The organism is Streptomyces atratus, assembly GCF_014648655.1.
GTDB classification, from domain to species: domain Bacteria; phylum Actinomycetota; class Actinomycetes; order Streptomycetales; family Streptomycetaceae; genus Streptomyces; species Streptomyces atratus.
The window spans coordinates 191,164-213,457 of sequence record NZ_BMRN01000011.1 but is presented as its reverse complement, the minus strand read 5'-3'; the positions used below and the strand labels follow the sequence as shown (position 1 = coordinate 213,457).

The 22,294-nt window shown below is 70.0% G+C and carries 21 protein-coding genes and 1 pseudogene; 11 read left to right on the top strand and 11 right to left on the bottom strand.

Features of this window, described 5'->3' with window-relative positions; translation table 11 throughout:
* Window positions 1-21 precede the first annotated feature (21 nt).
* The 4 genes from IEZ15_RS20735 to IEZ15_RS20720 all read left to right on the top strand — a co-directional run bounded on the left by IEZ15_RS20735 (window position 22) and on the right by IEZ15_RS20720 (window position 4,453).
* Complete coding sequence (locus IEZ15_RS20735; RefSeq protein WP_189278779.1) at window positions 22-897, top strand: alpha/beta hydrolase family protein; 876 nt, start codon at window positions 22-24, stop codon at window positions 895-897.
* 105 nt (window positions 898-1,002) lie between these two features.
* Window positions 1,003-2,373 (top strand): sensor histidine kinase, encoded by a 1,371-nt coding sequence (locus IEZ15_RS20730; RefSeq protein WP_114245319.1) that lies wholly within the window; start codon window positions 1,003-1,005, stop codon window positions 2,371-2,373.
* Window positions 2,370-3,047: a response regulator gene (locus IEZ15_RS20725; RefSeq protein WP_093899364.1), complete on the top strand. Its 678-nt coding sequence runs from the start codon at window positions 2,370-2,372 to the stop codon at window positions 3,045-3,047. The genes IEZ15_RS20730 and IEZ15_RS20725 overlap by 4 nt, the downstream gene beginning before the upstream one ends.
* Window positions 3,048-3,220: 173 nt before the next feature.
* Window positions 3,221-4,453: a cytochrome P450 gene (locus IEZ15_RS20720; RefSeq protein ID WP_189278777.1), complete on the top strand. Its 1,233-nt coding sequence runs from the start codon at window positions 3,221-3,223 to the stop codon at window positions 4,451-4,453.
* 43 nt (window positions 4,454-4,496) lie between these two features.
* Here IEZ15_RS20720 and IEZ15_RS20715 read toward each other — a convergent pair whose 3' ends face one another.
* Genes IEZ15_RS20715 through IEZ15_RS20705 form a run of 3 tightly spaced genes read right to left on the bottom strand, consistent with a single transcriptional unit; the run spans window position 4,497 to window position 7,459 of the window.
* Window positions 4,497-4,826, bottom strand: coding sequence for a hypothetical protein (locus IEZ15_RS20715; RefSeq protein WP_189278775.1), 330 nt, complete (start codon window positions 4,824-4,826; stop codon window positions 4,497-4,499).
* Window positions 4,827-4,886: 60 nt separating this feature from the next.
* Window positions 4,887-6,521, bottom strand: coding sequence for an ABC transporter permease (locus IEZ15_RS20710; RefSeq protein ID WP_373302595.1), 1,635 nt, complete (start codon window positions 6,519-6,521; stop codon window positions 4,887-4,889).
* A complete protein-coding gene (locus IEZ15_RS20705) occupies window positions 6,518-7,459 on the bottom strand; it encodes an ABC transporter ATP-binding protein (protein ID WP_189278773.1) in 942 nt (313 codons plus the stop codon). Before IEZ15_RS20705 ends, IEZ15_RS20710 begins: the two co-directional genes overlap by 4 nt.
* Window positions 7,460-7,561: 102 nt before the next feature.
* Here IEZ15_RS20705 and IEZ15_RS20700 point away from each other — a divergent pair, with 102 nt between their 5' ends.
* A complete protein-coding gene (locus IEZ15_RS20700) occupies window positions 7,562-8,092 on the top strand; it encodes a GbsR/MarR family transcriptional regulator (RefSeq protein ID WP_229846007.1) in 531 nt (176 codons plus the stop codon).
* Between the two features lie 262 nt (window positions 8,093-8,354).
* On the opposite strand, the gene IEZ15_RS20695 is transcribed toward IEZ15_RS20700, so the two are convergent.
* A complete protein-coding gene (locus IEZ15_RS20695; RefSeq protein ID WP_189278771.1) occupies window positions 8,355-9,212 on the bottom strand; it encodes a diacylglycerol kinase family protein in 858 nt (285 codons plus the stop codon).
* Between the two features lie 186 nt (window positions 9,213-9,398).
* Between IEZ15_RS20695 and IEZ15_RS20690 the strand changes: the two genes are divergently transcribed.
* Window positions 9,399-10,682 (top strand): adenylosuccinate synthase, encoded by a 1,284-nt coding sequence (locus IEZ15_RS20690; RefSeq protein WP_189278769.1) that lies wholly within the window; start codon window positions 9,399-9,401, stop codon window positions 10,680-10,682.
* Window positions 10,683-10,752: 70 nt separating this feature from the next.
* On the opposite strand, the pseudogene IEZ15_RS20685 reads toward IEZ15_RS20690, so the two are convergent.
* Window positions 10,753-11,136: pseudogene (locus IEZ15_RS20685) on the bottom strand (phosphate ABC transporter substrate-binding protein); the annotation flags it as partial.
* Window positions 11,137-11,247: 111 nt separating this feature from the next.
* Window positions 11,248-12,069 (bottom strand): SDR family oxidoreductase, encoded by an 822-nt coding sequence (locus IEZ15_RS20680; protein ID WP_189278767.1) that lies wholly within the window; start codon window positions 12,067-12,069, stop codon window positions 11,248-11,250.
* A gap of 109 nt (window positions 12,070-12,178) precedes the next feature.
* Here IEZ15_RS20680 and IEZ15_RS20675 point away from each other — a divergent pair, with 109 nt between their 5' ends.
* The gene (locus tag IEZ15_RS20675) at window positions 12,179-12,772 is read left to right on the top strand and encodes a TetR/AcrR family transcriptional regulator (RefSeq protein WP_229846006.1); all 594 of its coding nucleotides are present in this window, start codon (window positions 12,179-12,181) and stop codon (window positions 12,770-12,772) included.
* Between the two features lie 329 nt (window positions 12,773-13,101).
* Window positions 13,102-13,989: a glycoside hydrolase family 19 protein gene (locus IEZ15_RS20670; protein WP_189278765.1), complete on the top strand. Its 888-nt coding sequence runs from the start codon at window positions 13,102-13,104 to the stop codon at window positions 13,987-13,989.
* A gap of 140 nt (window positions 13,990-14,129) precedes the next feature.
* Here the strand turns inward: IEZ15_RS20670 and IEZ15_RS20665 are convergent, their stop codons facing one another.
* A complete protein-coding gene (locus IEZ15_RS20665) occupies window positions 14,130-15,608 on the bottom strand; it encodes a helix-turn-helix domain-containing protein (protein WP_189278838.1) in 1,479 nt (492 codons plus the stop codon).
* Between the two features lie 366 nt (window positions 15,609-15,974).
* On the opposite strand from IEZ15_RS20665, the gene dnaN reads away from it, so the two are divergent.
* From dnaN to IEZ15_RS44870, 3 genes are all read left to right on the top strand, one after another.
* Window positions 15,975-17,102, top strand: coding sequence for a DNA polymerase III subunit beta (dnaN, locus tag IEZ15_RS20660; RefSeq protein ID WP_189278763.1), 1,128 nt, complete (start codon window positions 15,975-15,977; stop codon window positions 17,100-17,102).
* 61 nt (window positions 17,103-17,163) lie between these two features.
* Window positions 17,164-17,841, top strand: coding sequence for a phosphotransferase family protein (locus IEZ15_RS20655; protein WP_229846005.1), 678 nt, complete (start codon window positions 17,164-17,166; stop codon window positions 17,839-17,841).
* Complete coding sequence (locus tag IEZ15_RS44870) at window positions 17,829-17,993, top strand: hypothetical protein (RefSeq protein WP_229846004.1); 165 nt, start codon at window positions 17,829-17,831, stop codon at window positions 17,991-17,993. The genes IEZ15_RS20655 and IEZ15_RS44870 overlap by 13 nt, the downstream gene beginning before the upstream one ends.
* Before the next feature lie 34 nt (window positions 17,994-18,027).
* Here IEZ15_RS44870 and IEZ15_RS20650 read toward each other — a convergent pair whose 3' ends face one another.
* The 4 genes from IEZ15_RS20650 to IEZ15_RS20635 all read right to left on the bottom strand — a co-directional run bounded on the left by IEZ15_RS20650 (window position 18,028) and on the right by IEZ15_RS20635 (window position 22,147).
* On the bottom strand, window positions 18,028-18,645 hold the full coding sequence (locus tag IEZ15_RS20650; protein WP_114245306.1) for a TetR/AcrR family transcriptional regulator: 618 nt from the start codon (window positions 18,643-18,645) through the stop codon (window positions 18,028-18,030).
* Between the two features lie 297 nt (window positions 18,646-18,942).
* Window positions 18,943-20,934, bottom strand: a complete 1,992-nt coding sequence (locus tag IEZ15_RS20645) for an Ig-like domain repeat protein (RefSeq protein ID WP_189278761.1) — start codon at window positions 20,932-20,934, stop codon at window positions 18,943-18,945.
* A gap of 143 nt (window positions 20,935-21,077) precedes the next feature.
* Window positions 21,078-21,314: a DUF397 domain-containing protein gene (locus tag IEZ15_RS20640; RefSeq protein ID WP_189278759.1), complete on the bottom strand. Its 237-nt coding sequence runs from the start codon at window positions 21,312-21,314 to the stop codon at window positions 21,078-21,080.
* A complete protein-coding gene (locus IEZ15_RS20635; RefSeq protein ID WP_189278757.1) occupies window positions 21,311-22,147 on the bottom strand; it encodes a helix-turn-helix domain-containing protein in 837 nt (278 codons plus the stop codon). Before IEZ15_RS20635 ends, IEZ15_RS20640 begins: the two co-directional genes overlap by 4 nt.
* Window positions 22,148-22,294 lie beyond the last annotated feature (147 nt).

The window sequence follows — 22,294 nt, the reverse complement described above, 5'->3', positions numbered from 1 at the left end:
ATACAGGACGGTTGGAGCAGCATGTCGGATTCTGCCGCGCGTGATCGTGACGCAGCCGAGACCGAGTCGGCACTCTCGCATCCACCGGTCGCCCCCGATGCATCGGCCGCCTACGGCAACCACCCCGACCAGGTGATCGACTTCTACGCCCCGCGCGACGGCCGGGCCGGTGCGCCCGTCGTGGTCGTCATGCACGGCGGGGCGTGGCGGGCGCCGTACGACCGGCAGCACATGTCGCCGTTCGCGGACTTCCTGGCCCGGCGCGGTTTCGCCGTCGCCAGCGTCGAGTACCGGCGCGGCAGCGAGATCCCGCAGCAGCGGGGTTCCGGTCCGGTCGCGGGCCGTTGGCCGGAGACCTTCGACGACGTCGCCGCGGCGATGGACGCACTGCCGGCGCTGCTGGCCCGGGAACTCCCGCAGGCCGACGCCCGGCGGATCGTCGTCACCGGGCACTCCGCCGGCGGGCAGCTCGCCCTGTGGGCCGCCGCCCGGCACGTACTGCCCGAGGGCTCGCCGTGGCGGCTGCCCGCGCCGCCGCCGCTGCGGGGCGTCGTCGCCCTCGCGCCGATCGCCGACTTCACCACGGCCGTCGAGCTGAATGTGTGCTCGGGGGCGGTCGGTCAGTTCCTCGGTCGCGAGGAGGACTTCGAGGCGCGGGCCCCGCACGCCGACCCGGCCGTGCTGCTGCCCACCGGGATCGCGACCACGGTGGTGCAGGGCACCACCGACGTCGATGTGCCGCAGGCCGTCTCGGAGGCGTTCGTCGATGCGGCGGCGAAGGCGGGGGAGACGGTGGGCCTGACCCTGCTGCCCGACGCCGGTCACTACCCGCTGATCGACCCGGCCAGCGACGCGTGCGCGGTGGTGGCGGAGGAGCTCACCCAGCTCGCCTGGTGAGCGGGCGGTCCGGCGCCGGTGGGGCCCCGTAGTACTTGCGACGGACGACGCAGGATCCGTATCGCTGCTGACGACCCCGGCCGATCCGGCCCCTACCGTGGAAACGTGACCGAGACCAAGAGCAGAAGCCCCGAGTTCCGACTGGCCGCAGGGGCGTTGGGCGGCCTGCGGCAGGACCTTTTCCGCAACGCCTTCGAGTACCGTCCGCTGGAGCGGATGCGGACCGACGGGCCACTGCTGCGACAGCTGCCGGAGCGGATGCGTGAGCGTGCCGCCTGGACACCCCACGCGCTGGTCGGGGTTGCCGCACTGCTCACGTCCTTCATGGGCCTCGTCTCGGCGGACTCCTACGGTCTGCGTTCCGTGGTCGACCTCGTCCTGATCGTGCTGCTCCCTGTGGGCTCCGTACTGATGACGCTGGTCAGGCCGGTCGGCGCGTTCTGGATCTCGCTGGCGCTCACCCCGTTCGTGGCGGTCGCCAGCGGTAGTTCCTGGCCATGGGCGCCGAGCACCTTCGTCTCGCATCTGACGGTGCTGGTCGTGGTCGCGGCCCGGACCCGGCCCCGTACCGCCGCCTGGATGTGGGGTCTCACCGTGGTGTTCGGCGCCGTGCTGGAGAACTTCGGCGGCTGGCGCCCCACCTCGACCACCGCCGTCTTTGCCATGGCCTCCGCGTTCGCGCTGCTGGTGGTGGCCGTGGTGCAGATCCGTCGCGACGCGGAGCGCGAGGTCACCGTGCAGCGCACCGTGACCGCTGTCGAACGCGACCGGCGCACACTGCTGGAGGAGCGCACCACCATCGCCCGTGAGCTGCACGACGTGGTCGCCCACCACATGTCGGTCGTCGCGATCCAGGCCGAGGCCGCCCCGTACCGGGTGGAGAATCCGCCGCCCGAGCTGGAGCAGGCCTTCGTCACGATCCGGGAGAACGCGGTCGCCGCCCTCACCGAACTGCGCCGGGTGCTCGGCGTCGTGCGGGCCGAGGACTACCAGGCGCCGGACGCCCCGCAGCCCACCCTCGCCCAGCTCGACGGGCTCCTGGCCAATGTGCGCGAGGCCGGCCTGGAGACGGAGAAGACGGTCACCGGCGCGATATGTGAACTGCCGCAGGGTGTCGAGCTGTCGGCGTACCGGATCATTCAGGAGGCCCTCAGCAACACACTGCGGCACGCACCGGGCGCCACCGCCAAGGTGGAGATCGGCTATGTGCTGGGCGGACTCGGTCTGCGCGTCGTCAACGGGCCGCCGACCGGTCCGGTCAAGCCCTCGCCGGGGGCCGGTCACGGGATCACGGGGATGCGGGAGCGGGTCGCGATGCTGAACGGCGACATGACGGCCGCGGCGACGGAGGAGGGCGGTTACGAGATCACCGCGTTCATCCCCGTCCAACCCACCTGCGACACGGACGAGCCGAACGGGACGCACAAGTCGAACGAGTCGCACAAGGCGCAGGCGGAACTGGGGGAGAAGGCATGACCATCCCCACCGCCCCGGCCATCCGGGTGCTGATCGTCGACGACCAGATGATGGTCCGCGAGGGCTTCTCGGTGCTGCTCAACGCCATGCCGGGGATCGAGGTCGTCGGCGAGGCCGTCGACGGCCGGCAGGCCATCGCGCAGGTCGCGGCACTACGCCCCGACGTGGTGCTGATGGACATCCGGATGCCGGAACTCAACGGCATCGAGGCCACCCGCGAGATCATCGCCGCCGATGCGGACGCCAAGGTACTGGTACTGACCACCTTCGACCTCGACGAGTACGTGTACCAGGCGCTGCGCGCCGGGGCGTCCGGCTTCCTCCTCAAGGACGCCTCCGCCCGCCAACTCGCCGACGGAGTAAGGGTGGTGGCCGCCGGCGAGGCGTTGCTCGCCCCGACCGTCACCAAGCGGCTGATCAATGAGTTCTCGAAGCTCGCCGAGACCCCGCGCCTGCCCGCCTTCGCCCGGATCGGCGACCTCACGGAGCGCGAGACGGAGGTGCTCGTCCTCATCGCGCAGGGCCGGTCCAACGCCGAGATCGCCTCGCATCTGGTGGTGGCCGAGTCCACCATCAAGACGCATGTGAGCCGCATCCTGGTGAAGCTGGGGCTGCGCGACCGCACGCAGGCGGCGGTCTTCGCGTACGAGGCCCGGCTGGTCACGCCGTCCTGAGGAGTCCGGGGAGTCCGGGTAGTCCGGGCACTGGTCGGCGACGGGGCCCGGGGTGGGGGTCGTCGGGACCCAGGGGTGGGTGGCCGTCGGGACCCAGGGGTGGGCGGCTGTCGGGACCCAGGGGCGGCTGGTCGGCGGCCGTCGGGTCCGGTTAGCGTCCGTATATGCACCCGATGTCCTCACGTTCCGCGGCCGACGCCCCCTTCGCCCTCTTCGACCCCTGGTCCCCGGCGTTCGTCGCCGACCCGTACCCGGCCTACGCCGCGCTGCGTGCAGCCGGCCGGGTGCACTACTTCGAGCCGACCGACCAGTGGCTCGTCCCGCACCACTTTGATGTGTCCGCGCTGCTGCGCGACCGCCGCCTGGGCCGTACGTATCTGCACCGCTTCACCCACGAGGAGTTCGGCCGCACGCCGCCGCCCGCGGAGCACGAGCCCTTCCACACCCTCAACGGCCAGGGGCTCCTCGACCTGGAGGCCCCCGACCACACCCGGATCCGGCGCCTGGTCTCCAAGGCGTTCACTCCGCGTACGGTCGAGCAGCTCGTCCCGACCGTGCGGCGGCTGGCTGCCGGGCTGGTCGACTCGTTCGTCGAGGCGGGCGGCGGCGATCTGCTGACGGCCGTCGCCGAACCGCTGCCCGTGGCCGTCATCGCCGAGATGCTCGGCATCCCGGAGTCCGACCGTGCCCCGCTGCGGCCCTGGTCGGCGGCGATCTGCGGAATGTTTGAACTGAACCCGTCCGACGACACCGCCCGTGCCGCCGTCCGCGCCTCGCTCGACTTCTCCGCGTATCTGCGCGAGCTGATCAAGGAGCGGCGCAAGAACCCCGGTACGGATCTGATCTCCGCGCTCATCGCCGCCCACGACGAGGGGGAGCGGCTGAGCGAGCAGGAGATGATCTCCACCTGTGTGCTGCTGCTCAACGCGGGCCACGAGGCGACCGTCAACACCACGGTGAACGGCTGGTGGACGCTGCTGCGCCACCCCGAGCAGCTGGCCGCCCTGCGCACCGACCACGGGCTGCTGCCGACGGCGATCGAGGAACTGATGCGGTACGACACTCCGCTGCAGATGTTCGAGCGCTGGGTCCTCGACGACATCGAGATCGACGGCACAGTCATTCCGCGCGGCTCCGAGGTGGCCCTGCTCTTCGGCTCCGCCAACCGCGACCCGGCCCGCTTCCCGGCCCCGGACACCCTGGACCTGGCCCGCCGGGAGAACCCCCACATCACCTTCGGCGCCGGCATCCACTTCTGCCTGGGCGCCCCGCTGGCCCGGGTCGAACTGGCCGCTTCCTTCGGTGAGTTGCTGCGTCGCGCCCCGAACCTGCGACTGGTGGCCGAGCCGGAGTGGAACCCGGGCTATGTGATCAGGGGCCTGAAGGAACTGCGCGTCGAGCTGTGACGGGGTGAGCAGGGGGCGGGCCGGGCAAGGTGCGGGCCGGAATTCAGCACCCCGGTCCGCAGCTCAGTGGCGGTCCTTCCAGTACGTCGAACGCCACCCCGAAGCCGGCAATGGCCGCCAGGAGCGCTGCCGCCCCGAGTGCCTGCCGCCACTTCCCCTGCACGAGAGCGAAGAGCGCGAGCCCGGCCGTTATGCCGCCGAGAGTCATGACCGGGAGGCCGAGCAGGAGCACGTTCCACTCCGACTCGCCTTCGAAGCCGCCGAAGATCCCGTGCCGGCCGTAGGGGGCCCAGGCGAGCATCCCGGCGGCCCCGCCGGCGGCGGCGACCATGCATCCGGCGACCCCGCGGATGGCTTCGCGTCGGTTGTCCATGAGGGGAGTGACGACGGTGCGCCACGGGGAGGTTGCACCAAGGGTGTCCCCGCCCTCGCGTCACGTCAGGACATCGCGTCGCCGCAACGCCGCCAGCCCGGCTCCCACCAGCACCACCGCGGTCGCGGTGAGCGCCAGCACCGGGCCCCATTCCATCCCCGTACCCCCCGGCAGCTTCGGCAGATGCGTGAACGGTGATACGTCCATCACCGGCTGCGGCAGATCGATGGCGGGCCCGATCCACCCCAGCGCCAGGCAGATCCCGGCCACGCCCCAGGACGCCACCGCCGCCTTCGGGAGCGCCCCGTACAGCAGGACCGCCACTGCGCCCAGCAGCCAGATCGCCGGCAACTGCGCCAGCGATGCACCCAGTACGGCCGGGAGTTCGTGGCCGTAGCCGACGGCCAGGCCGAGGCCGCCGACCGCCATGATCAGAGCGGCGCCGCCGAAGGCGATGGCCAGATGACCGGCCGCCCACCCGATCCGGCTCACCCCGCCCGCCAGCACCGGTTCGGCGCGCCCGGCGGTCTCCTCGCCGTGCAGCCGCAGCACCGTCGCGACGATGTACAGCGCAGCGACCATCCCGAGCATCGAGACCATCGCCGCGAGGAACGCGTCGGTCAGCCCGGACTGTCCGCCCATCCGCTCGAAGATCTCCTGCGTCTTCGCGTTGTCGCCGACGAGATCCGCCGCCCCACCGGTCAGCCCGCCGAAGACGACACCGACCACGGCGAAGGACAGCGTCCACCCGATCAGTGAACCGCGCTGGAGCCGCAGCGCAAGACCGAACGCCGTGGAGATCCGCCCCTGCGCGGGCCCGGGCCGGGTCGCCAGGAAGCTCATGCCGACATCGCGCCGCCCCGCCAGGGTGTACGCGAGGGCGGCCTGGATCGCGACGGCCGCCGCGATGACGAGCAGCACCCACCAGCGCTCGTCCGCGTACGCGCGCACGTTCTCCGCCCAGCCGATGGGGGAGAGCCAGGTCAGTACGGACGAGCCGTCGTCCGTCGCCGAGTCGCCCGCCGCCTTCAGTACGAACGCGGCACCGATCACCGCCGCCGTGAGTCCCTTCGCGAGCCGTGCGCTCTCGGTGAACTGTGCGGCGATCGCGGCGGTGCAGGCGAACAGCATGCCGATCCCGGCGATCGCCAGCGCGAGCGCCACCGCTCCGGCGCCGCCCCCGCCGGACCCGGCCATACCGGCCGTGATCACCAGCGCCAGCGCGGCGTTGGCGATCATCGCGGCGAGCAGTGCGGCGGTCAGCGGGGCACGGCGGCCCACCATGGCGGAGGAGAGCATCTCCTGACGGCCGGTCTCCTCTTCCTCCCGGGTGTGCCGGATGACGACGATCAGGCTCATCACGGCCGCCAGCGCTCCGCCGAAGCCGACCATCCGCCAGCTGACGAGCCCGCCGACGGAGTCGTTGAAGACCGGTCCGTACAGCGCCCGGAGCGAGCTGTTGGCGTTCATCGACGTGGCGAGCTCGGCGCGCCGGGCGGCCGTGTCGTACAACGAGGCGAAGGACTTCCCGACGGAGGAGAAGGAAGCGCCGAGCACGATCACCCAGATCGGCATCATGATCCGGTCGCGCCGCAGCGCGAGCCTCAGCAGGGGCCGGGTGCCGGCGAGCTGCCCGGTGGCGGACCCGGTCCGGCGTCCCGCGCCGGCCGGTGCGGTCATGGTCACGGCAGTCATCGCGCCGCCACCCCCACACCCTCGCCGCTGTCCGTCGTGCCGGCCGTGCCTGCTGCGTCGGTCGCGTAGTGACGCAGGAAGAGCTCCTCCAGCGTGGGCGGGGTGCTGGTCAGCGTCCGTACCCCCGATGCGGAGAGCGACTTGAGGACCGCGTCCAGCTTGTCCGTGTCGACCTGGAGCGTGACCCGCAGGCCCTGGACGTCGAGATCATGGACGCCGGGCAGATGCGCGAGCCCGTTGGGGGCACCGGCCAGCTCGGCGCTGATGTTCGTACGGGTCAGATGGCGCATGTCCGCCAGCGAACCCGTCTCCACCGTCTGCCCCTGGCGGATGATGCTGACCCGGTCGCAGAGCGATTCGACCTCGCTGAGGATGTGACTGGACAGCAGGATCGTCCGCCCGCGCGCACGTTCCTCGGCGACGCAGTCCTGGAAGACCTCCTCCATCAGCGGATCGAGACCGCTCGTCGGCTCGTCCAGGATCAGCAGATCCACATCGGAGGCGAACGCGGCGACGAGGGCGACCTTCTGCCGGTTCCCCTTGGAGTACGTACGGCCCTTCTTCGTCGGGTCGAGCTCGAACCGTTCGACGAGGTCGGCGCGCCGGGTCCGGTCGAGGCCGCCGCGCAGCCGCCCGTACAGATCGATCACCTCGCCGCCGGAGAGGTTGCGCCACAGCGTGACGTCACCCGGGACGTACGCCACCCGCCGGTGGAGCTCGACCGCGTCGTTCCACGGGTCGCGGCCGAGCAGCTGGGCGGCGCCGGAGTCGGCCCGCAGCAGCCCCAGCAGCACCCGGATGGTGGTGGACTTCCCGGACCCGTTGGGCCCCAGGAAGCCGTGGACCTCACCGGTCTCGACCGTGAGGTCGAGGCCGTCCAGTGCGTGCGTCCGGCCGAACGACTTGTGCAGCCCGGCCACCGTGATTGCCTTCGTCATGTTTTTTGAAGGTACGCTACTTTCATAAATTTGTGAAGTTAAGGAAGCGTATAAAGTTGGGGGCGCGGCGGGGGCCGGGGAATCAGGGGAGACGATCGGGTCATGACCAGCGAAGGCGAACAGAACATGCGCGACGAGCGTGACGCGGAGGCCGTGTCGCGGTTCGTGGAGCGGTTCGCGTCCGACATGACCGAGGCGGGGATGCAGCGGATGGCGTCCCGTGTCTTCGCCGCGCTCCTCGCGGACGACGACGGGTCGATGACGTCCGCCGAGCTCGCCGTGGCGCTGCAGATCAGCCCGGCGGCCGTGTCCGGTGCGGTCAATTACCTCACGCAGGTCAGCATGATCGGCCGCGAGCGCGACCCCGGCTCGCGCCGGGACCGCTATCGCCTGCACAACGAGGTCTGGTACACCACGTTCACCCAGCGTGACCGGGTGATCACCCGCTGGGAGAACACCCTCAAGGACGGCGCCCGCACCCTGGGCGAGCACACCCCGGCCGGCGCCCGGCTCGCCGAGACCGCGGCGTTCTTCGAGTTCGTGCAGTCGGAGCTGAGCGGCATGATGGACCGCTGGCGCGAGCACCGCAAGACGCTCGACCTACCGACGGCCGACGGCCGCAGCGACGCCTGACGGCCCCGCACGGCGGACAGTCCGGGTGATGCGCACAGACCTGGGGCGGACGCGGGGGCGGTTCGGGCGACCCCGGCCGCGCTGGACCTGCCGGGGACGGCGGGGGCGCTGGAGCGGCAGCGGGCATCGGGCCTGGCGCTGGTTCGGTGGCGGCGCCGTGGGGCTGTGCTCGGCGGTGTTCTCCGCAGTGTTTGTCATGGAGGTCCGTGTTCGACATCTCCAGTCCCACCCTTCCGCCCGGCCCGCCCGGCCCGCCCGGAGGCTATCCCTCGCCCACCGGCAGCATCAGCCCCCAGGCCCCCGCCCGTACCGTCCAGGTCCTCGTCCGGACCGGGCCGCCGACCTGTATGTCCGCGTGGTAGCGGAAGTCGGCGCCCGAGACCGTGACGGCCTTCGCCTCCGCCGTGACCGGTTCGGACACCGGAGTGCGGATCACCACCTCCGCGAGGCCCCCGTCGCCGCCCTGCGAGGTCACCGTCACCGACTCGACCGGGCGGTCCAGATCGTTCAGCAGGACGCCGTCCGCCTCGACGCGCAGCCGGTGCGTTCGCGGCGGGGCGGGGGGCGTCGACGGGGTGGGGCGCACCAGGGTGCGGACCAGCGTGCGGCAGGTGTCCCAGACCGCCGTGACCCCCGTATGGGCGGCCACCGCGCCCGGCAGTGCGCTCAGGGCCGGGATGTGCAGGGTGCCCAGGACGACGCCGTCGCTGTCGTCGACCAGCAGGTCGAGCCTGCGCACGGCACCGTCCAGCGCGGTGCGCGCCGCCGCCACCGCGCCCGGAGGCACGCCGAGCGAATGGGCGAGTTCCAGCGCGGCCGCGGCGCCGACCGGGATCAGCGAGAGCGCGGCCTGGGCCGGCTCCCGCTCCCGGTGCAGCTGGGACACGGCCCGCCGCAGCGCCCGGTCGTCGCCGACCACCACCGGCCGCCGACTGCCCCGGCGGGACAAGGCCCGCGCGAACTCCTCGGGCCCGTCGGGCAGACAGATCTTGGCGTGCGAACCGGCGCTGAGCACGTCCTTCGCGATACGGACGGACTCGCCGTCGGTCCGGCGGGCTACCGGGTCGATGACCACCAGCAGCTGGTGCGCACCGTCGCCGGGTGGCTGGGCAGCCGACACCTCGGTCCTTCCTCGGGTAGCATCTTGGTGCAAGAGCCCCTTGCGCTATTGCGCCAGGGGCTTCGTCTATTCCGGGGCACCCGGTTCGACGGTTCAGGCCTTGTCGTACATCGTCGTACGGCATGTACGACGTTTACGTACGCCCCCTGACCTTGGACATGCCCCGCCCGGAAGGGGTGTACGCCTGTGCCCGCACTTGTGCTGCTCGGTGCTCAGTGGGGTGACGAGGGCAAGGGAAAGGCCACCGACCTCCTCGGTGGATCCGTGGACTATGTGGTGCGTTACCAAGGCGGCAACAATGCCGGCCACACGGTGGTCGTCGGTGACCAGAAGTACGCACTTCATCTCCTCCCCTCCGGAATCCTTTCGCCGGGGTGTACCCCGGTCATCGGAAACGGTGTCGTCGTCGACCCGGCCGTCCTGCTCTCCGAGCTGAGTGGGCTGAACGATCGCGGCGTGGACACGTCCAAGCTGCTGATCAGCGGTAATGCCCATTTGATCACCCCGTACAACGTCACGGTCGACAAGGTGACGGAACGGTTCCTCGGCAAGCGCAAGATCGGCACGACCGGCCGGGGTATCGGCCCGACGTACGCCGACAAGATCAACCGTGTGGGCATCCGCGTCCAGGACCTCTACGACGAGTCGATCCTGGAGCAGAAGGTCGAGGCGGCCCTGGAGCAGAAGAACCAGCTCCTCGCCAAGGTCTTCAACCGCCGCGCCATCGAGTCCGGCAAGATCGTCGAGGAGATGCTCCAGTACGCGGAGCAGATCAAGCCGTATGTCGCCGACACGACGCTGGTCCTGAACAACGCCATCGACGCGGGCAAGGTCGTCCTCTTCGAGGGCGGTCAGGGCACGCTGCTCGACGTCGACCACGGCACGTACCCCTTCGTCACCTCGTCGAACCCGACCGCGGGCGGCGCCTGCACCGGTGCCGGCGTGGGCCCGACGAAGATCAGCCGGGTGATCGGCATCCTCAAGGCGTACACCACCCGCGTCGGGGCCGGCCCGTTCCCGACGGAGCTGTTCGACGAGGACGGCGAGGCGCTGCGCCGGATCGGTGGCGAGCGCGGTGTCACCACCGGCCGCGACCGTCGTTGCGGCTGGTTCGACGCGGTCATCGCGCGGTACGCGACCCGGGTCAACGGTCTCACCGACTTCTTCCTCACCAAGCTGGACGTGCTGACCGGCTGGGAGCAGATCCCGGTGTGCGTCGCGTACGAGATCGACGGCCAGCGCGTCGAGGAGCTCCCGTACAGCCAGACCGACTTCCACCACGCGAAGCCGGTCTACGAGATGCTGCCGGGCTGGTCCGAGGACATCACGAAGGCCAAGACCTTCGCTGATCTGCCGAAGAACGCGCAGGCGTACGTGAAGGCGCTGGAGGACATGTCCGGCGCCCCGATCTCCGCGATCGGTGTCGGCCCCGGCCGCACCGAGACCATCGAGATCAACTCCTTCCTGTAGGAGTTTCCGCAGGAGCGGCGAACGCGCCGAGAGGGCCGGGACGGTGAGTCCCGGCCCTCTCGGTGTCCGGTCAGTCCTCGCCGCAGATCCGCGGCCCCTTCGGTGTCGCGCACGGCAGATGTCCGTGGGTACGGATCACGTCCTGGCCGTTACCCCGGCTCAGATGGCCCAGGCAGCTGGAGGCCGGGGAGTCGGCGGGCGGCCGGCCGTAGGCGTACTCGATCTCCCGGTACGGGTACATGCCGGAGCCGATCGTGTCGACGGACGGGACGGTGGAGTCGATGGCGAGCTGGTGCGCTCCCGACAGTTTGGTCCCGGCGCGCAGTTCGCTGTAACCGATCGCGCTGTCGAGCCGGCCGACGGTGGCCATGACCTGTTCACCGTCGAGCCGGCCGACGGTGGCCAGGACCTGTTCGGTGGAGTCGAGTTCGCAGCGCAGGACCCGGGCCTGTGGAGCAGCCCGCGGCGCCGTGGCGTCCGGCCGTCAGCAGTACAGCCGGGAGCCCGGCGCCGTGCCGAGGATGCCGGTGATCCGCTCGTACGTGGCGGATGCGGTCCGGAGTGCTCAGCGGAAGGCCGCGGCATTGCGTTCGGCCCACACGGCGAACGTGCCCGCCGCCCGGCCCAGGACGCGCTCGGCGTCGGGGCTCACCCGCTGCTCCTCCTCGGTGGGTCCGCCCAGGATGGCCAGCGTGCCCTCGACCACGGGAAGCGGCATGAACCGCGCCATCAGCGTGTGGGCCTCTTCTCGGGTCTGCTCGGTGAACCGCACCGGTTCGCCCAGCGCGGCCGCGATCGCCGTCGCCCGCTCGCGCGGGGTGGTCGGCGCGGGACCGGTCAGGGTGTATGTGGCGCCCGCGTGAGCGTCCTCGCGCAGGACGGCGGCGGCGACCGCGGCCACGTCGGCCGGGTCGATGAAGGGCAGACCGACGTCACCGAACGGCGCTGCGGCCTCCCGCCGAGTACGGATCGACTCGGCCCACGCGAGGGCGTTGGTGTCCATCCCGCCCGACCGCAGGACCGTCCAGTCGAGCCCGGACTCCCGCACGGCCGCCTCGAACAGAAGCGGATGCCGGTACGCCTTCGGACGGGTTCCGGCACCCTGCGAGGACAGCAGCACCACCTTGCGCACCCCGGCGGTTTTCGCCACCTCGAGAATGCCGTGCGGGTCGTCGCCCGCCACCAGCAGGAACAGCGCCTCCGCCCCGTCGAACGCGACCCGCAGACCGGCCGGCTCGGCCAGGTCGGCAGCCGTCGCCCGAACCCCCGGCGGCATATCGGCGTCGGTGATGTGCCGGGCCACTGCCGTCACCGGCACCCCGGCATCGGTAAGCATCCGCACCAGCGCCCGCCCGACGTTCCCGGTCGCACCTGTCACCACGATCATGCCGGTCTCCCTCGTTGACAATGAGTCGGTGAGTTAGTTAGTCGACTCACTTAGTTCGTTGACGGGGACGCTAGCACAGCCGGACCGGTCGCTGTCTATAGTTAGTCGGGTGACTGACTCAATGGATTCCCGGCGCCCTCGGGCGAAGGCCGCCGACAAGCGGCAGCGGCTGATGGCGGCCGCCGCCCGGGTCCTGTACGAGCAGGGCGTGGAACGTACGACCATCGCGGACATCGCCCAGGCCGCCGACGTCCCGGCGGGCAACGTGTACTACTACTTCAAGACCAAGGGTGAGCTGGTCGAGGCCGCCCTCTCCGAACACACCAGGCGCCTGGAAGCCCTCACCGGCCGCCTCGATCAACTCACCGATCCGCGCGAACGCCTGAAGGGCCTCGTGGATGCGTGGGTCGGGCAGCGCGACACCGCGGCCCGTTACGGCTGCCCGACCGGCACCCTCGCGGTCGAGCTGGACAAGCGCGCCGAGGGCGGTCTCGACCTGTCGGTCGGTCAGGTCATCCGCCGTCTGCTGGACTGGGTGGAGCAGCAGTTCCGTGAGATTGGGGTGGCCGACCCCGAGGGTCTCTCGCTGACGTTCGTCGGTGCCTACCAGGGCATGTCGCTGCTCTCCAGCGCTCTGCGCGATCCGGAGATCATGACCCGCGAGGGTGCCCGCCTCGTCCACTGGCTCGACACGCTGACCTGACGCGGATGGATGGGCCCAAGTGCCGCCGGTCGCCGACCGGCCGGCCGGTCCGGCGTTCCGCATGCTGGACGGGCCCGAAGGTTTTTTCTTCGGGTCCGTCCGCGTTGCGGCATGTGATCCGGATGAACTCCTTCCGGAATTCCTCCTGTTGAGGGCGGGTCCGGCGGCACAAATGTGCTGTGGGCCTGCCTGTGAACGCTCTTTCGGGAAGGTTTCCCGGTCATGGTCTAGACCTTGACAGGTTCAGACCAGCGGCGCTTGAGTGACCGTCACCCCCCCCATGGCGGCGCACCGTCCAGCTCGGTGCGCCGCACCGAAGGAGTGATCACGTGATCAGACGCATCATGGGCCTGCTGGCCGCGCTGGGCGCGGTCGCCGCGATGGTCGTCGTTCTCCCTGCCACCACCGCGGCGGCGGCCGACTGCGCGGCGCCCTGGAATTCCTCGTCCGTCTACACCGGCGGCGGATCGGCCTCCTACAACGGGCACAACTGGACCGCCAAGTGGTGGACCCAGAACGAGACCCCCGGCAGCTTCGACGTCTGGGCGGACCAGGGCAGTTGCGGCGGTGGAGGCGGAACGGACCCGGGCACCCCGTCCGGCTTCGTCGTCAGCGAGGCGCAGTTCAACCAGATGTTCCCGAACCGGAATCCGTTCTACACGTACAGCGGACTGACCGCGGCCCTGAGCGCCTACCCGGGCTTCGCGAACAGCGGCAGCGACACCGTCAAGCGCCAGGAGGCGGCAGCGTTCCTCGCCAACGTCAGCCACGAGACGGGCGGTCTGGTGTACGTGGTCGAGCAGAACACGGCCAACTACCCGCACTACTGCGACAGCAGTCAGCCCTATGGCTGCCCGGCCGGCCAGTCCGCGTACTACGGCCGCGGCCCGATCCAGCTCAGCTGGAACTTCAACTACAAGGCCGCCGGTGACGCTCTCGGTATCGATCTGCTGGGCAACCCGTACCTGGTCGAGCAGAACGCCTCGGTCGCCTGGAAGACCGGTCTCTGGTACTGGAACACCCAGAACGGCCCCGGCACCATGACCGCCCACAACGCCATGGTGAACGGTGCCGGATTCGGCGAGACCATCCGCTCCATCAACGGTTCCCTGGAGTGCAACGGCGGCAACCCCGCCCAGGTCCAGAGCCGTATCGACCGCTACCGGGCATTCGTATCGATCCTCGGCACCACCCCTGGCTCCAACCTGAGCTGCTGACCCGCAGTCCGTAGATCCGCAGTCCGTACGCAGTCCATGGATACACAGTCCGTAGATCCGCGGTATGCGGATCCGTAGCTGTGGGTCCCCCACCCGACGGGGGCGTGCCCGGCCCCGGCCGGACGCGCCCCCGTTTCGGTTCACCGGGCGGCGTCCGCTCCCGCGACGTCCAGGGCCCGGAAGGCCAGCCACAGGTCGTGACGAGCACTCGGCGTCTGCAGCAACGCGCGCTGAAGAATCGACTCGAGCCGCGCGAGGCGTTTACGGGCCCCCGGCACCGAGATGCCCAACGCGGCGGCCGTCGGGCCCAGTTGGGCCTCGCACTCCAGCCAGGTGCGGAGCGTTGTCCGCGGGTCGGCGGTGGCCCGGGAAGAGCGGGACGCGGTGAGCGGGTGCAGCTGATGGGCCGCCCATTCCTGGACGGCCGGGCCGCGCAGGATGTCGTCCAGCCGGTGGGGCGGCGCAGGCTTTGCCCCGGCCGGGCTGACCGTCCGGGGCAGGGTTGGCGTGGCGCGGATGCGCAGGGCCAGGTCGAGGGCGGCCTGATCGGCGACCCGGTTCAGGTCGACACCGAGCAGCTTGCCGATCAGCCGGAGCCGCGCGGCCAGTGTGTTCCGGTGGATCTTCAGATGCTGGGTCGCGAGCGAGGAGAACGCGAGCCAGGAGGAGAGGGTCGCCGCGAGCTCCTGGCTGCCCGGGTCATGACTGCGCCGCGGCAGATGCGTGAGCAACGGGTTCAGCAGCGCATCCGCCCACTGCGCGCCGGCCGCACCGACGACCAGAGCGGCCTCCTGCGCCGAGCCGAAGCGGGCATGCCGGGTGGGCAGCCCGCGGGCCACGGCCAGGGCATGGAACGCCTGGCGGTATCCGGTCGCCGTGTCGGACAGCGGTACGTCCTCGCTCGCCCCCACGACACACTCGTCCACCACGTCGGCGACCCGGAGGCCGAGCTGCTGTTCGGCCGCGTCCGGGCCCGCCGGTACGACGAGGATCAGATGGCGTGCGTACACCGGACACCGCACGATCCAGGACCGGCCGCCGGAGAGTTCCGCGCAGATCCGTGCCACCTCGTCCCGGCGCCCGCCCGGGCATTCCACGACGCACACCCGGACGGGGTCGGGCAGTGTGGGCTTCAGAGCACCCGCCACCTGATGCGCGATGGACAACTGGCCGGTCATGAGCAGATGCAGCACCGCTTCCCGGTTGCGGGACTCCGCGAGGTCCACGCGGCGGCGCTTGCGTTCCACGGTCTCCGCGGCCCAGCACATGGCCAGCGGCAACGCCACGTCGGAGAGAAGCGTGACGAGTCCGTCCGGCAGCGGGCGCGGGGCGACGACGGCCAGGACCGGGGGCGAGACGTTCGGCGGGCCGTCCAGCGGGAACAGCAAAGCGGTGTGCGGCCCCCTGTCGAACGAGAAGGAGTGTGCGCCGAGTGACGCCAGTTCCCGCACGCCCTCGGTGGCCAGCGCGGCGGCCTCGACGCCCGTACGGTCCGGGGTCCGGGTCACGCCGTGCAGAACGGTGCCGTCACCGTCGAGCAGTCCGGCCCAGCCCTCCGCCCGGCCGGACACCCAGCGCAGGAGCTCCTGCGATCCGCCGGATCGGGCCAGCCGGTACATCCGCAATACGTCGTCGGCCCGTTCCCGCGCGCGCACGCGTCCTCCGCTTCCGTGTTCCTGTGCCTTGTGCTCATGCCAAAAAACCGGAGTGCAGCGTATCGGTCCGGCTGTGCGGACTGTTACCTCTGGCGGCCCACACGGTGCGAACTGAATCTTTCTGTCGCGTACCCGAAGTCCTAGAGTCCGAACCCGGTCGCGGGGCCCTTCGAGGGAGGGGCACGGGGACGGGGACGGCGGCAGCGGCTCACGGGGGTGGCCGCTGTCGTCGGCCGCGACCGTCCTTCTTTCTCCCGTTGTCAGTGGTGGCCCCTAGTGTCGGCTCACGATCACGACCACGATCAGAGACGACCGGGAGAGGCCGCCGCCATGGAGTTCCGCATTGAGCGCAGCGCACTGACCGACGCCGTGGCCTGGGCGGCCCGGGTGCTGCCCACGCGCTCGCCCGTTCCTGTGCTGGGCGGGCTGCTGTTGGAGGCATCCGACGGCCGGCTGGTCATCTCGGGCCTCGACTACGAGGCGTCCGCGTGCATCGAGGTGGAGGCGGAGACCGTACGGGCCGGGAAGGCGCTGGTCATGGGCCGTCGGCTGCTCGATGTCTGCCGAGTGCTTCCCGAGGGGGCGGTGCAGTGCGCGGTCGAGGGCTCACGGTTCTCGCTGACGAGTGACAGTGCCCGGTTCGGACTCTCGGTGCTGCCGTTCGACGACTATCCGGCGCTGCCGTCGCTGCCGGAGGTGCTCGGTGCGGTGGACGCGGAGGAGTTCGCCGCGGCCGTCGCCCATGTCACGGTGGCGGCGGGCCGGGACGACACGCTGCCGATCCTGACCGGTATCCGGCTGGCGCTCGACGGCGACACGATGACGCTCGCCGCCACGGACCGCTACCGGTTCGCGGTACGCACGCTCCTCTGGAAGCCCGGGAAGGACGGCGTCTCGGCCGATGTCGTGGTCTCCGCCCGCAGGCTGACCGAGATCGCCCGCTCCTTCGGCCGGGCCGGAATGGTCCAACTCGCGCTGGACGGTGGTTCGGCCGGTTTCGAACTGGCCGGGATGCGCACCACGGTGCGTCTGTTCGACGGCCGACTGCCGCGCCACGACAAGCTGTTCGCCATGGTGGATCCCGTCTCCGCGGTGACGGACCGGGCACCCCTGGTCGAGGCCGTCAAACGCGTAGCCGTGGTCGCGGAGGGCGGCAGCCCGCTCCAACTGACGTTCTGCGGTGACTCGGTGCTGCTGCAGGCGGGTTACGAGGACGATGTCGCCTTCCAGCGTCTTCCGGCCGTTCTCGACGGCACCGATGAGCTGACGGTCGCCTTCAACCCCTCGTATCTCATGGACGCACTGGCCTCGTTCGACGCGCCCGTGATCCGGTTCGAGCTGTTGGGCCCCGGCCAGCGTGCGATGGTCACCGGGTGGACGTCCCGGGAGGACGCGGCGGAAGAAGCGTCGCACTCCGCTCACCAGCACCTGCTGATGTCGGCGAAGCCGCTGGTCTAGGACGAAGTCGGCTGGTCCGGAGCGATGGGCCCGGGGCGGTCGCTCGGCAGAATCAACTCCCATGAACTCCGTGCAGTGGAGCACCCATACGGTCGAGATCTGCGGTGATGTCGTGACCAAGCGGTACCTGAAGGGGGACGTGCGGGCGCTTCTCGACCGGGAGTGGCGGGCGCTCACCCTGCTGGCCGCCCATGCACCGGGCCTCGCCCCCGCACCGATCGCCGTTGATCGCGAGGCCGTTTTGCCAACGGTGGTGATGTCACGCGTGCCCGGGGTTCCGTTGCGGGGAACTCCGGTGGACGCGGGGCGGATGGTGGCGATGGCCGAGACGCTCGACGCGCTGTACGGGGCGGTCCCGTACGACCGTCTTGCCGGGGTGCCGGTGCGTCCGGACCACCGGGCCGGGCTGATCGCGCGGCTGCGCATCCGGCACGGCCAGGGACCACGACCGGCTGCCGGAACGGCGGTGCGTGCGGCACTGCGCGAAGGCATGGCCTGGCTGGACCGGTCGGGCCATGCCTTCGCGCCGGACGTCCCCGGCACACCGGTCTTCGGCCCCGGTGACGGGAACCTCGCCAACTACATCTGGGACGTGGACGACTCCCGGATCCGGGTGGTCGACTTCGAGGACTCCGGCCGCAGCGACCGCGCCTTCGAACTCGCGGAGATCACCGAGCATGTCTCCGGCTGGATCGACGGCGGCCTTGATGCCACGGCCTTTCTCGCTTGTTCGACCTGACCCCCGAGGAGCACACCCATCTGCGGGAGTGCCGTCGTCTGCTGGCGCTGACCTGGTTGTTCATCCTTTCGTTCGAGGACCCCGCGCACCGCAGGAACCCGCCGGGTACGGCTGAGCGGCAGGCGGGCCGACTGCGTGAGTTGCTGGGCTGACCGGCGGGGGCAGCAGGACGTGTGGCGTGCCGGCTCATGGCGGGGTGGCGGCGCAGGGGCAGTCCGGGGCGGTGCCGAGGCACATGTGCAGTGTGGCGCGGAGCCGGGCGTCGAGTTGCGAGCGTTCGGAGTCCGTGTGGGGTTCCTCCGGCGGTGTGAGGGCGAAGGGGGCCGCGACGGTGAGCAGGACGTCCGGCAGCCGGTACATGTGCGGAATCGTCCGCGCCAACGGTCCCGGAAACAGGCCGCCCAGCCAGTACCTGGCCCGCCCGTGCAACCGTGTGTCCATATCGAGCAGGGCGCTCCGCAGCAGGTCCGGGTCGGTCCGCACGGTCGCCCGGGTCACGGGGTGCTCGCGTGTCATCCGGGCGGCACGAACGATCTGCTCGGCGACCCGGCACAGGCCCTCCTGCTCGGAGCGCAGGTCGCTCGCGACGAACAGGACGCGTTGCAGCTCGCTCTCGGCGGACTCGCGGACGAGCACATTGCGATCGGGCCAGTTGCGATAGAGCAACTGGCGATCGGTGTCGGCGATGCGTGCCGCGAGGGCCATGTTCATTCTGCGGGGCCCGTGTTCGGCCATGCTCTGCAGCACGGCGGAGTAGATCAGGCTCTGTGACGGTGGTGCCTTGTACGAAGAACGTGGACGCATGGGGCGAGCCTGGCGCAGGAACCGGTCCGTGCGGGCGGCTTCACCCCGCTCCCACCCGTAGGGGTTGTTGCACAACGTGACAGGTATGGGGGTGAGTGTCATGTTGTACGGACGGGGTAGCCGGCGCGGGGTCGGTCGGTTGCGGCGGTAGGTGTCGGCGCGAACGTGACAGGTGGAGGGGGAGGTGTCACGTTGCGCGGAAGGGGTGCTGTTGCGGGAGGGCGGGCATGGGTGCGGGGCCGGGCAACCTGCCCGGCCCCGCACGCGTACCGGCCGCTCGTCGGCCTGTCTGCCCGGTTACTTCGTGAAGATGAAGTACTTCCAGGAGCCATTGGTGTTCGAGTTCACGGTGTCGCCCGAGGTGCCGTTCACGTACGAGGCACGGACGCGCATCCGGTAGCCCGTGTCATGGGTGCCGGTGAGCGTCACGATGGACTTGCCGTTGGTGCCGAGCTTGAAGTACTGCGAGCCCGCGTCGTACCACTTGCCCTGGTAGTAGAACTGCAGGGACAGCTTGTGGGACCGGTTCTTGTAGTAGCTCATCGTCGTGGTGAAGAGCGGGTTGGTCTTCTTGTGGAAGTACGCGTACGACGTGGAGCCGATCTTGGCCGTCTTGTACTGCTTGGAGACGGAGGTCGAGACCCTCACCTTGGCGTACGCCGTGGACGTGACCGTCTTGGAGGCGTACCGGCCGTCACCCTTGAAGACGGCGGTGACGGTGGTGTCCCTGGTCATGTCGACCGTGGTGGACAGATTGCCCTTGGAGTTGACCTTGCCGGTCTTCACCAGCTTCTTGGGCTTGTCCGGACCGAACGGGTCCACCCACAGCTCGACGGTGCGGTTCTTGTACGTCGTGCCGAGGTGCGCGGTGAACGAGACGTCGGTGCCGTAGGAGTACAGCGCCTTGTTGCGGTTCAGGGTCAGCGAGGTGGCCGCCCGGGAGACGGCGACCTTGTCGGAACCCGACGCCGCGGAGTGGGCGGCGTCGCCCGCGTACGACACCTTGTAGGTGACCTGGCCGCCCGCGGTCGGGGTGTCGGTGAAGGAGAAGCTGCCGTCCGACTTCAGCGTCACCGCGGGAAGCGTCTTGCCCTTGGGCGACTCGATGTCGGTGCGCGTCACCGTGGCCTTGGCGCCCACCGGGAATACGCCCTCGGACTTCACCCTGCCGGTGACGGTGAGCTTCTTGCCGCGCTCCGACTTCGCCGGGGCGTTGACCGTGACGGTGGTCGCGGACTTGACGGCGTCGGTGAGCACCCGCAGCGAGCGGACGCCGTAGCTGTTCACGGTGACGGCGAACAGCCGGCTGGTGTCCGGCGCCCAGGCCAGGCCCGCATCCTCCAGGGTGTCCGCACCGCTGCTGTTCCCGGTGTTGGGGAAGTCGTACGTCCGGACCGGCTTGGTGGTGACACCGGGCTTGTAGACGTAGACGTCCGGGTCGTACCAGGCGAACGATCCGGCGGCGACCATGCCGTTCGGAGCGATGTCGACCGCATTGGGGTACGAGGTGGACGGATACGCGATCTGCGGCGTGAGGTCCGTCGCGCTGTACGCCTGGTGAAGGTACGGAGCGGCGCTGGCCACCACGACCTGCTTGCCGTCCGGCGTCAGCGCGAGGTCGCGCAGATTGCCCCCGTCCGTGGACCGGAACGCGGTGCGTGTGGCCGTGCCCGAGGACACGTCGTACACGGCCAGATACGTCGGGCTCTGGGTCTCGATACCGGCGGCCAGCGTGTCCGGCGCACCGGGCGTCGATGCCAGGGTCGGGGCCGCGTACCAGGTGCCGTTCGTCTCGTGGTCCAGGGTGACGACCGGCTCGGCGCCGGACAGGTCGAGCGAACCGATGTGGCCCGAGCCGCCCCCGCCGTACCCGAACCAGAGCTTCCCGCCCGCCAGCGCCGGGAACTTCGGGTCGGTGCCGTTGCCGGTCGCGTAGCGCGCGGACTCCTTGAGAGCGGCGGTGTCGATCGTGACGATGGCGTCGGCGCCCGGCACGGCCGCGTACAACGTGCCGGAATCGGCGGAGAGTTCGAGACCGGTCACGCCCGGCAGAGACGAGATCGTGGCGACGACCGAGCCGTTGTAGTCGGCGACGAGGACCTTGCCGCCGGTCGGGTCACTGATGAAGACCCGCTGGTGCACACCGTCCGCGACGATGTCGCCGACCGACGCGGCGGGGAGGATCCTGCTGGAGTCGGCGGCGGCCGGGTTCGCCGCACCGCCGACCAGAACCACGGAACTGAAGAGGACCGCGAGCGAGGTCGCGGCCGAGATTCTGCGCGTACGCAAAATGATGTCTACCCCCACGGTAAAAGAGGGCCACGTGGCACCCGGAGATGAGAGAGGGGCGCGGCCCAGGAACGCAGGGTATGGCATGGCGTCCACATCACGTACACATTTGCGGGCCGGGACGTCCCCGACCCCGTCAACCGTCAGTTCGCCCAGATGAGGAACGTCGACCAGGCGTCGGGAGCGATCGCGAAGGTGGGGCCCTCGGGCACCTTGGAGTCCCGGACGTGGACGGCGTGGGGGCAGGCGGCGACCTCGATGCACTCGCCGCCGCTGCCGCTGCTGTACGAGGACTTGCGCCAGTCGAAGGCCACCTCGATGCATTCGCCGCCGCTGTCGCTGCTGTAGCTGGACTTGAACCACCGCAGGGTGTTGCTCATTCCTCTACTCCTGCCAACCGCTCGATGAGGTCCAGCGATTCACGAGGACCCATGGCCTGTGATCGGATCTTCGCATAGCGCTGGGCGTATGTACTCACCTTTGCCGGGTCGCTGATCAGCAGACTCTCGTCCTGGGGCTCCAGGTACACGAGGTGTTCGTGTTGCGGAGTCTCCACCAGGGTCATTCCGCCGCGATCACCTGCATACTCTCCGAACTTTCCGCAGTCCAGTGCCAGCACGTTGAGCGTGACGTTACGACGGCGGGCACACTCTGCGAGGTGCCGCATTTGCGCTCTCATGATGGCCGCATTGCCGATGACCCGGGTGAGCACCGACTCTTCAAGGATCAGCTCGATCATGGGCAGCGGCTCCCGGTCGAACAGCACCTTGCGGACCATGCGGCCTTCCACCAGCTGTTTCACCCGCTGTTCCGACAGCGGAGGGTAGCTGCCGCTGATCAGCGCCTGTGCGTAGTCCTCCGTCTGGAAGAGGCCGTGCACAATCGGCGTCGAGTACAGATGGAGACTCAGCGCCGCCTGCTCAAGAGGTGCGTGCGGCTTGAACTGCGGCGGATACGCCTCCATCCGCATGTAGATCCTCGCCTGCTCGAACAGGCCCATGCCGTCCCCGAGTGCGCGCTCCAGACCCGCCAGCATCTCGTCACTGGCGGGTTGCGCGCACGTCTCCATCGCGCTCACAGCCGCCGCCGAGAAGCCGATTTCCTTGCCGAGCTGCTCCTGGGTCAACTTCTTCCGGATGCGGGCCTTTTTGGCGACGTCGGCCACCAGCTTTGCCGTCGGACTCGCCATCTCTTTGTTTTCCGCTCGCGCCATTGCGATCCCTTTTCGACTCAACCGGTCTCAACCGGTCACTACCCGGCCCCGCTGAACTCAACTGAGTTTCAGGGGAGTTCGCGCAGGTCAACGGGTGTGCGACGCCCCTCGTCAGTCAAGGGAAACGCTAGCCAACCGGGGACAGAC

Bases quoted from the DNA above. Each gene is read 5' to 3' on its own strand.
- IEZ15_RS20735 (WP_189278779.1), top strand. From the start codon at position 22: ATGTCGGATTCTGCCGCGCGTGATCGTGACGCAGCCGAGACCGAGTCG.
- IEZ15_RS20725 (WP_093899364.1), top strand. From the start codon at position 2,370: ATGACCATCCCCACCGCCCCGGCCATCCGGGTGCTGATCGTCGACGAC.
- IEZ15_RS20720 (WP_189278777.1), top strand. From the start codon at position 3,221: ATGTCCTCACGTTCCGCGGCCGACGCCCCCTTCGCCCTCTTCGACCCC.
- IEZ15_RS20715 (WP_189278775.1), bottom strand. From the start codon at position 4,826: ATGGACAACCGACGCGAAGCCATCCGCGGGGTCGCCGGATGCATGGTC.
- IEZ15_RS20710 (WP_373302595.1), bottom strand. From the start codon at position 6,521: ATGACTGCCGTGACCATGACCGCACCGGCCGGCGCGGGACGCCGGACC.
- IEZ15_RS20705 (WP_189278773.1), bottom strand. From the start codon at position 7,459: ATGACGAAGGCAATCACGGTGGCCGGGCTGCACAAGTCGTTCGGCCGG.
- IEZ15_RS20700 (WP_229846007.1), top strand. From the start codon at position 7,562: ATGACCAGCGAAGGCGAACAGAACATGCGCGACGAGCGTGACGCGGAG.
- IEZ15_RS20680 (WP_189278767.1), bottom strand. From the start codon at position 12,069: ATGATCGTGGTGACAGGTGCGACCGGGAACGTCGGGCGGGCGCTGGTG.
- IEZ15_RS20665 (WP_189278838.1), bottom strand. From the start codon at position 15,608: ATGTACCGGCTGGCCCGATCCGGCGGATCGCAGGAGCTCCTGCGCTGG.
- dnaN (WP_189278763.1), top strand. From the start codon at position 15,975: ATGGAGTTCCGCATTGAGCGCAGCGCACTGACCGACGCCGTGGCCTGG.
- IEZ15_RS20655 (WP_229846005.1), top strand. From the start codon at position 17,164: ATGAACTCCGTGCAGTGGAGCACCCATACGGTCGAGATCTGCGGTGAT.
- IEZ15_RS20650 (WP_114245306.1), bottom strand. From the start codon at position 18,645: ATGCGTCCACGTTCTTCGTACAAGGCACCACCGTCACAGAGCCTGATC.
- IEZ15_RS20640 (WP_189278759.1), bottom strand. From the start codon at position 21,314: ATGAGCAACACCCTGCGGTGGTTCAAGTCCAGCTACAGCAGCGACAGC.
- IEZ15_RS20635 (WP_189278757.1), bottom strand. From the start codon at position 22,147: ATGGCGCGAGCGGAAAACAAAGAGATGGCGAGTCCGACGGCAAAGCTG.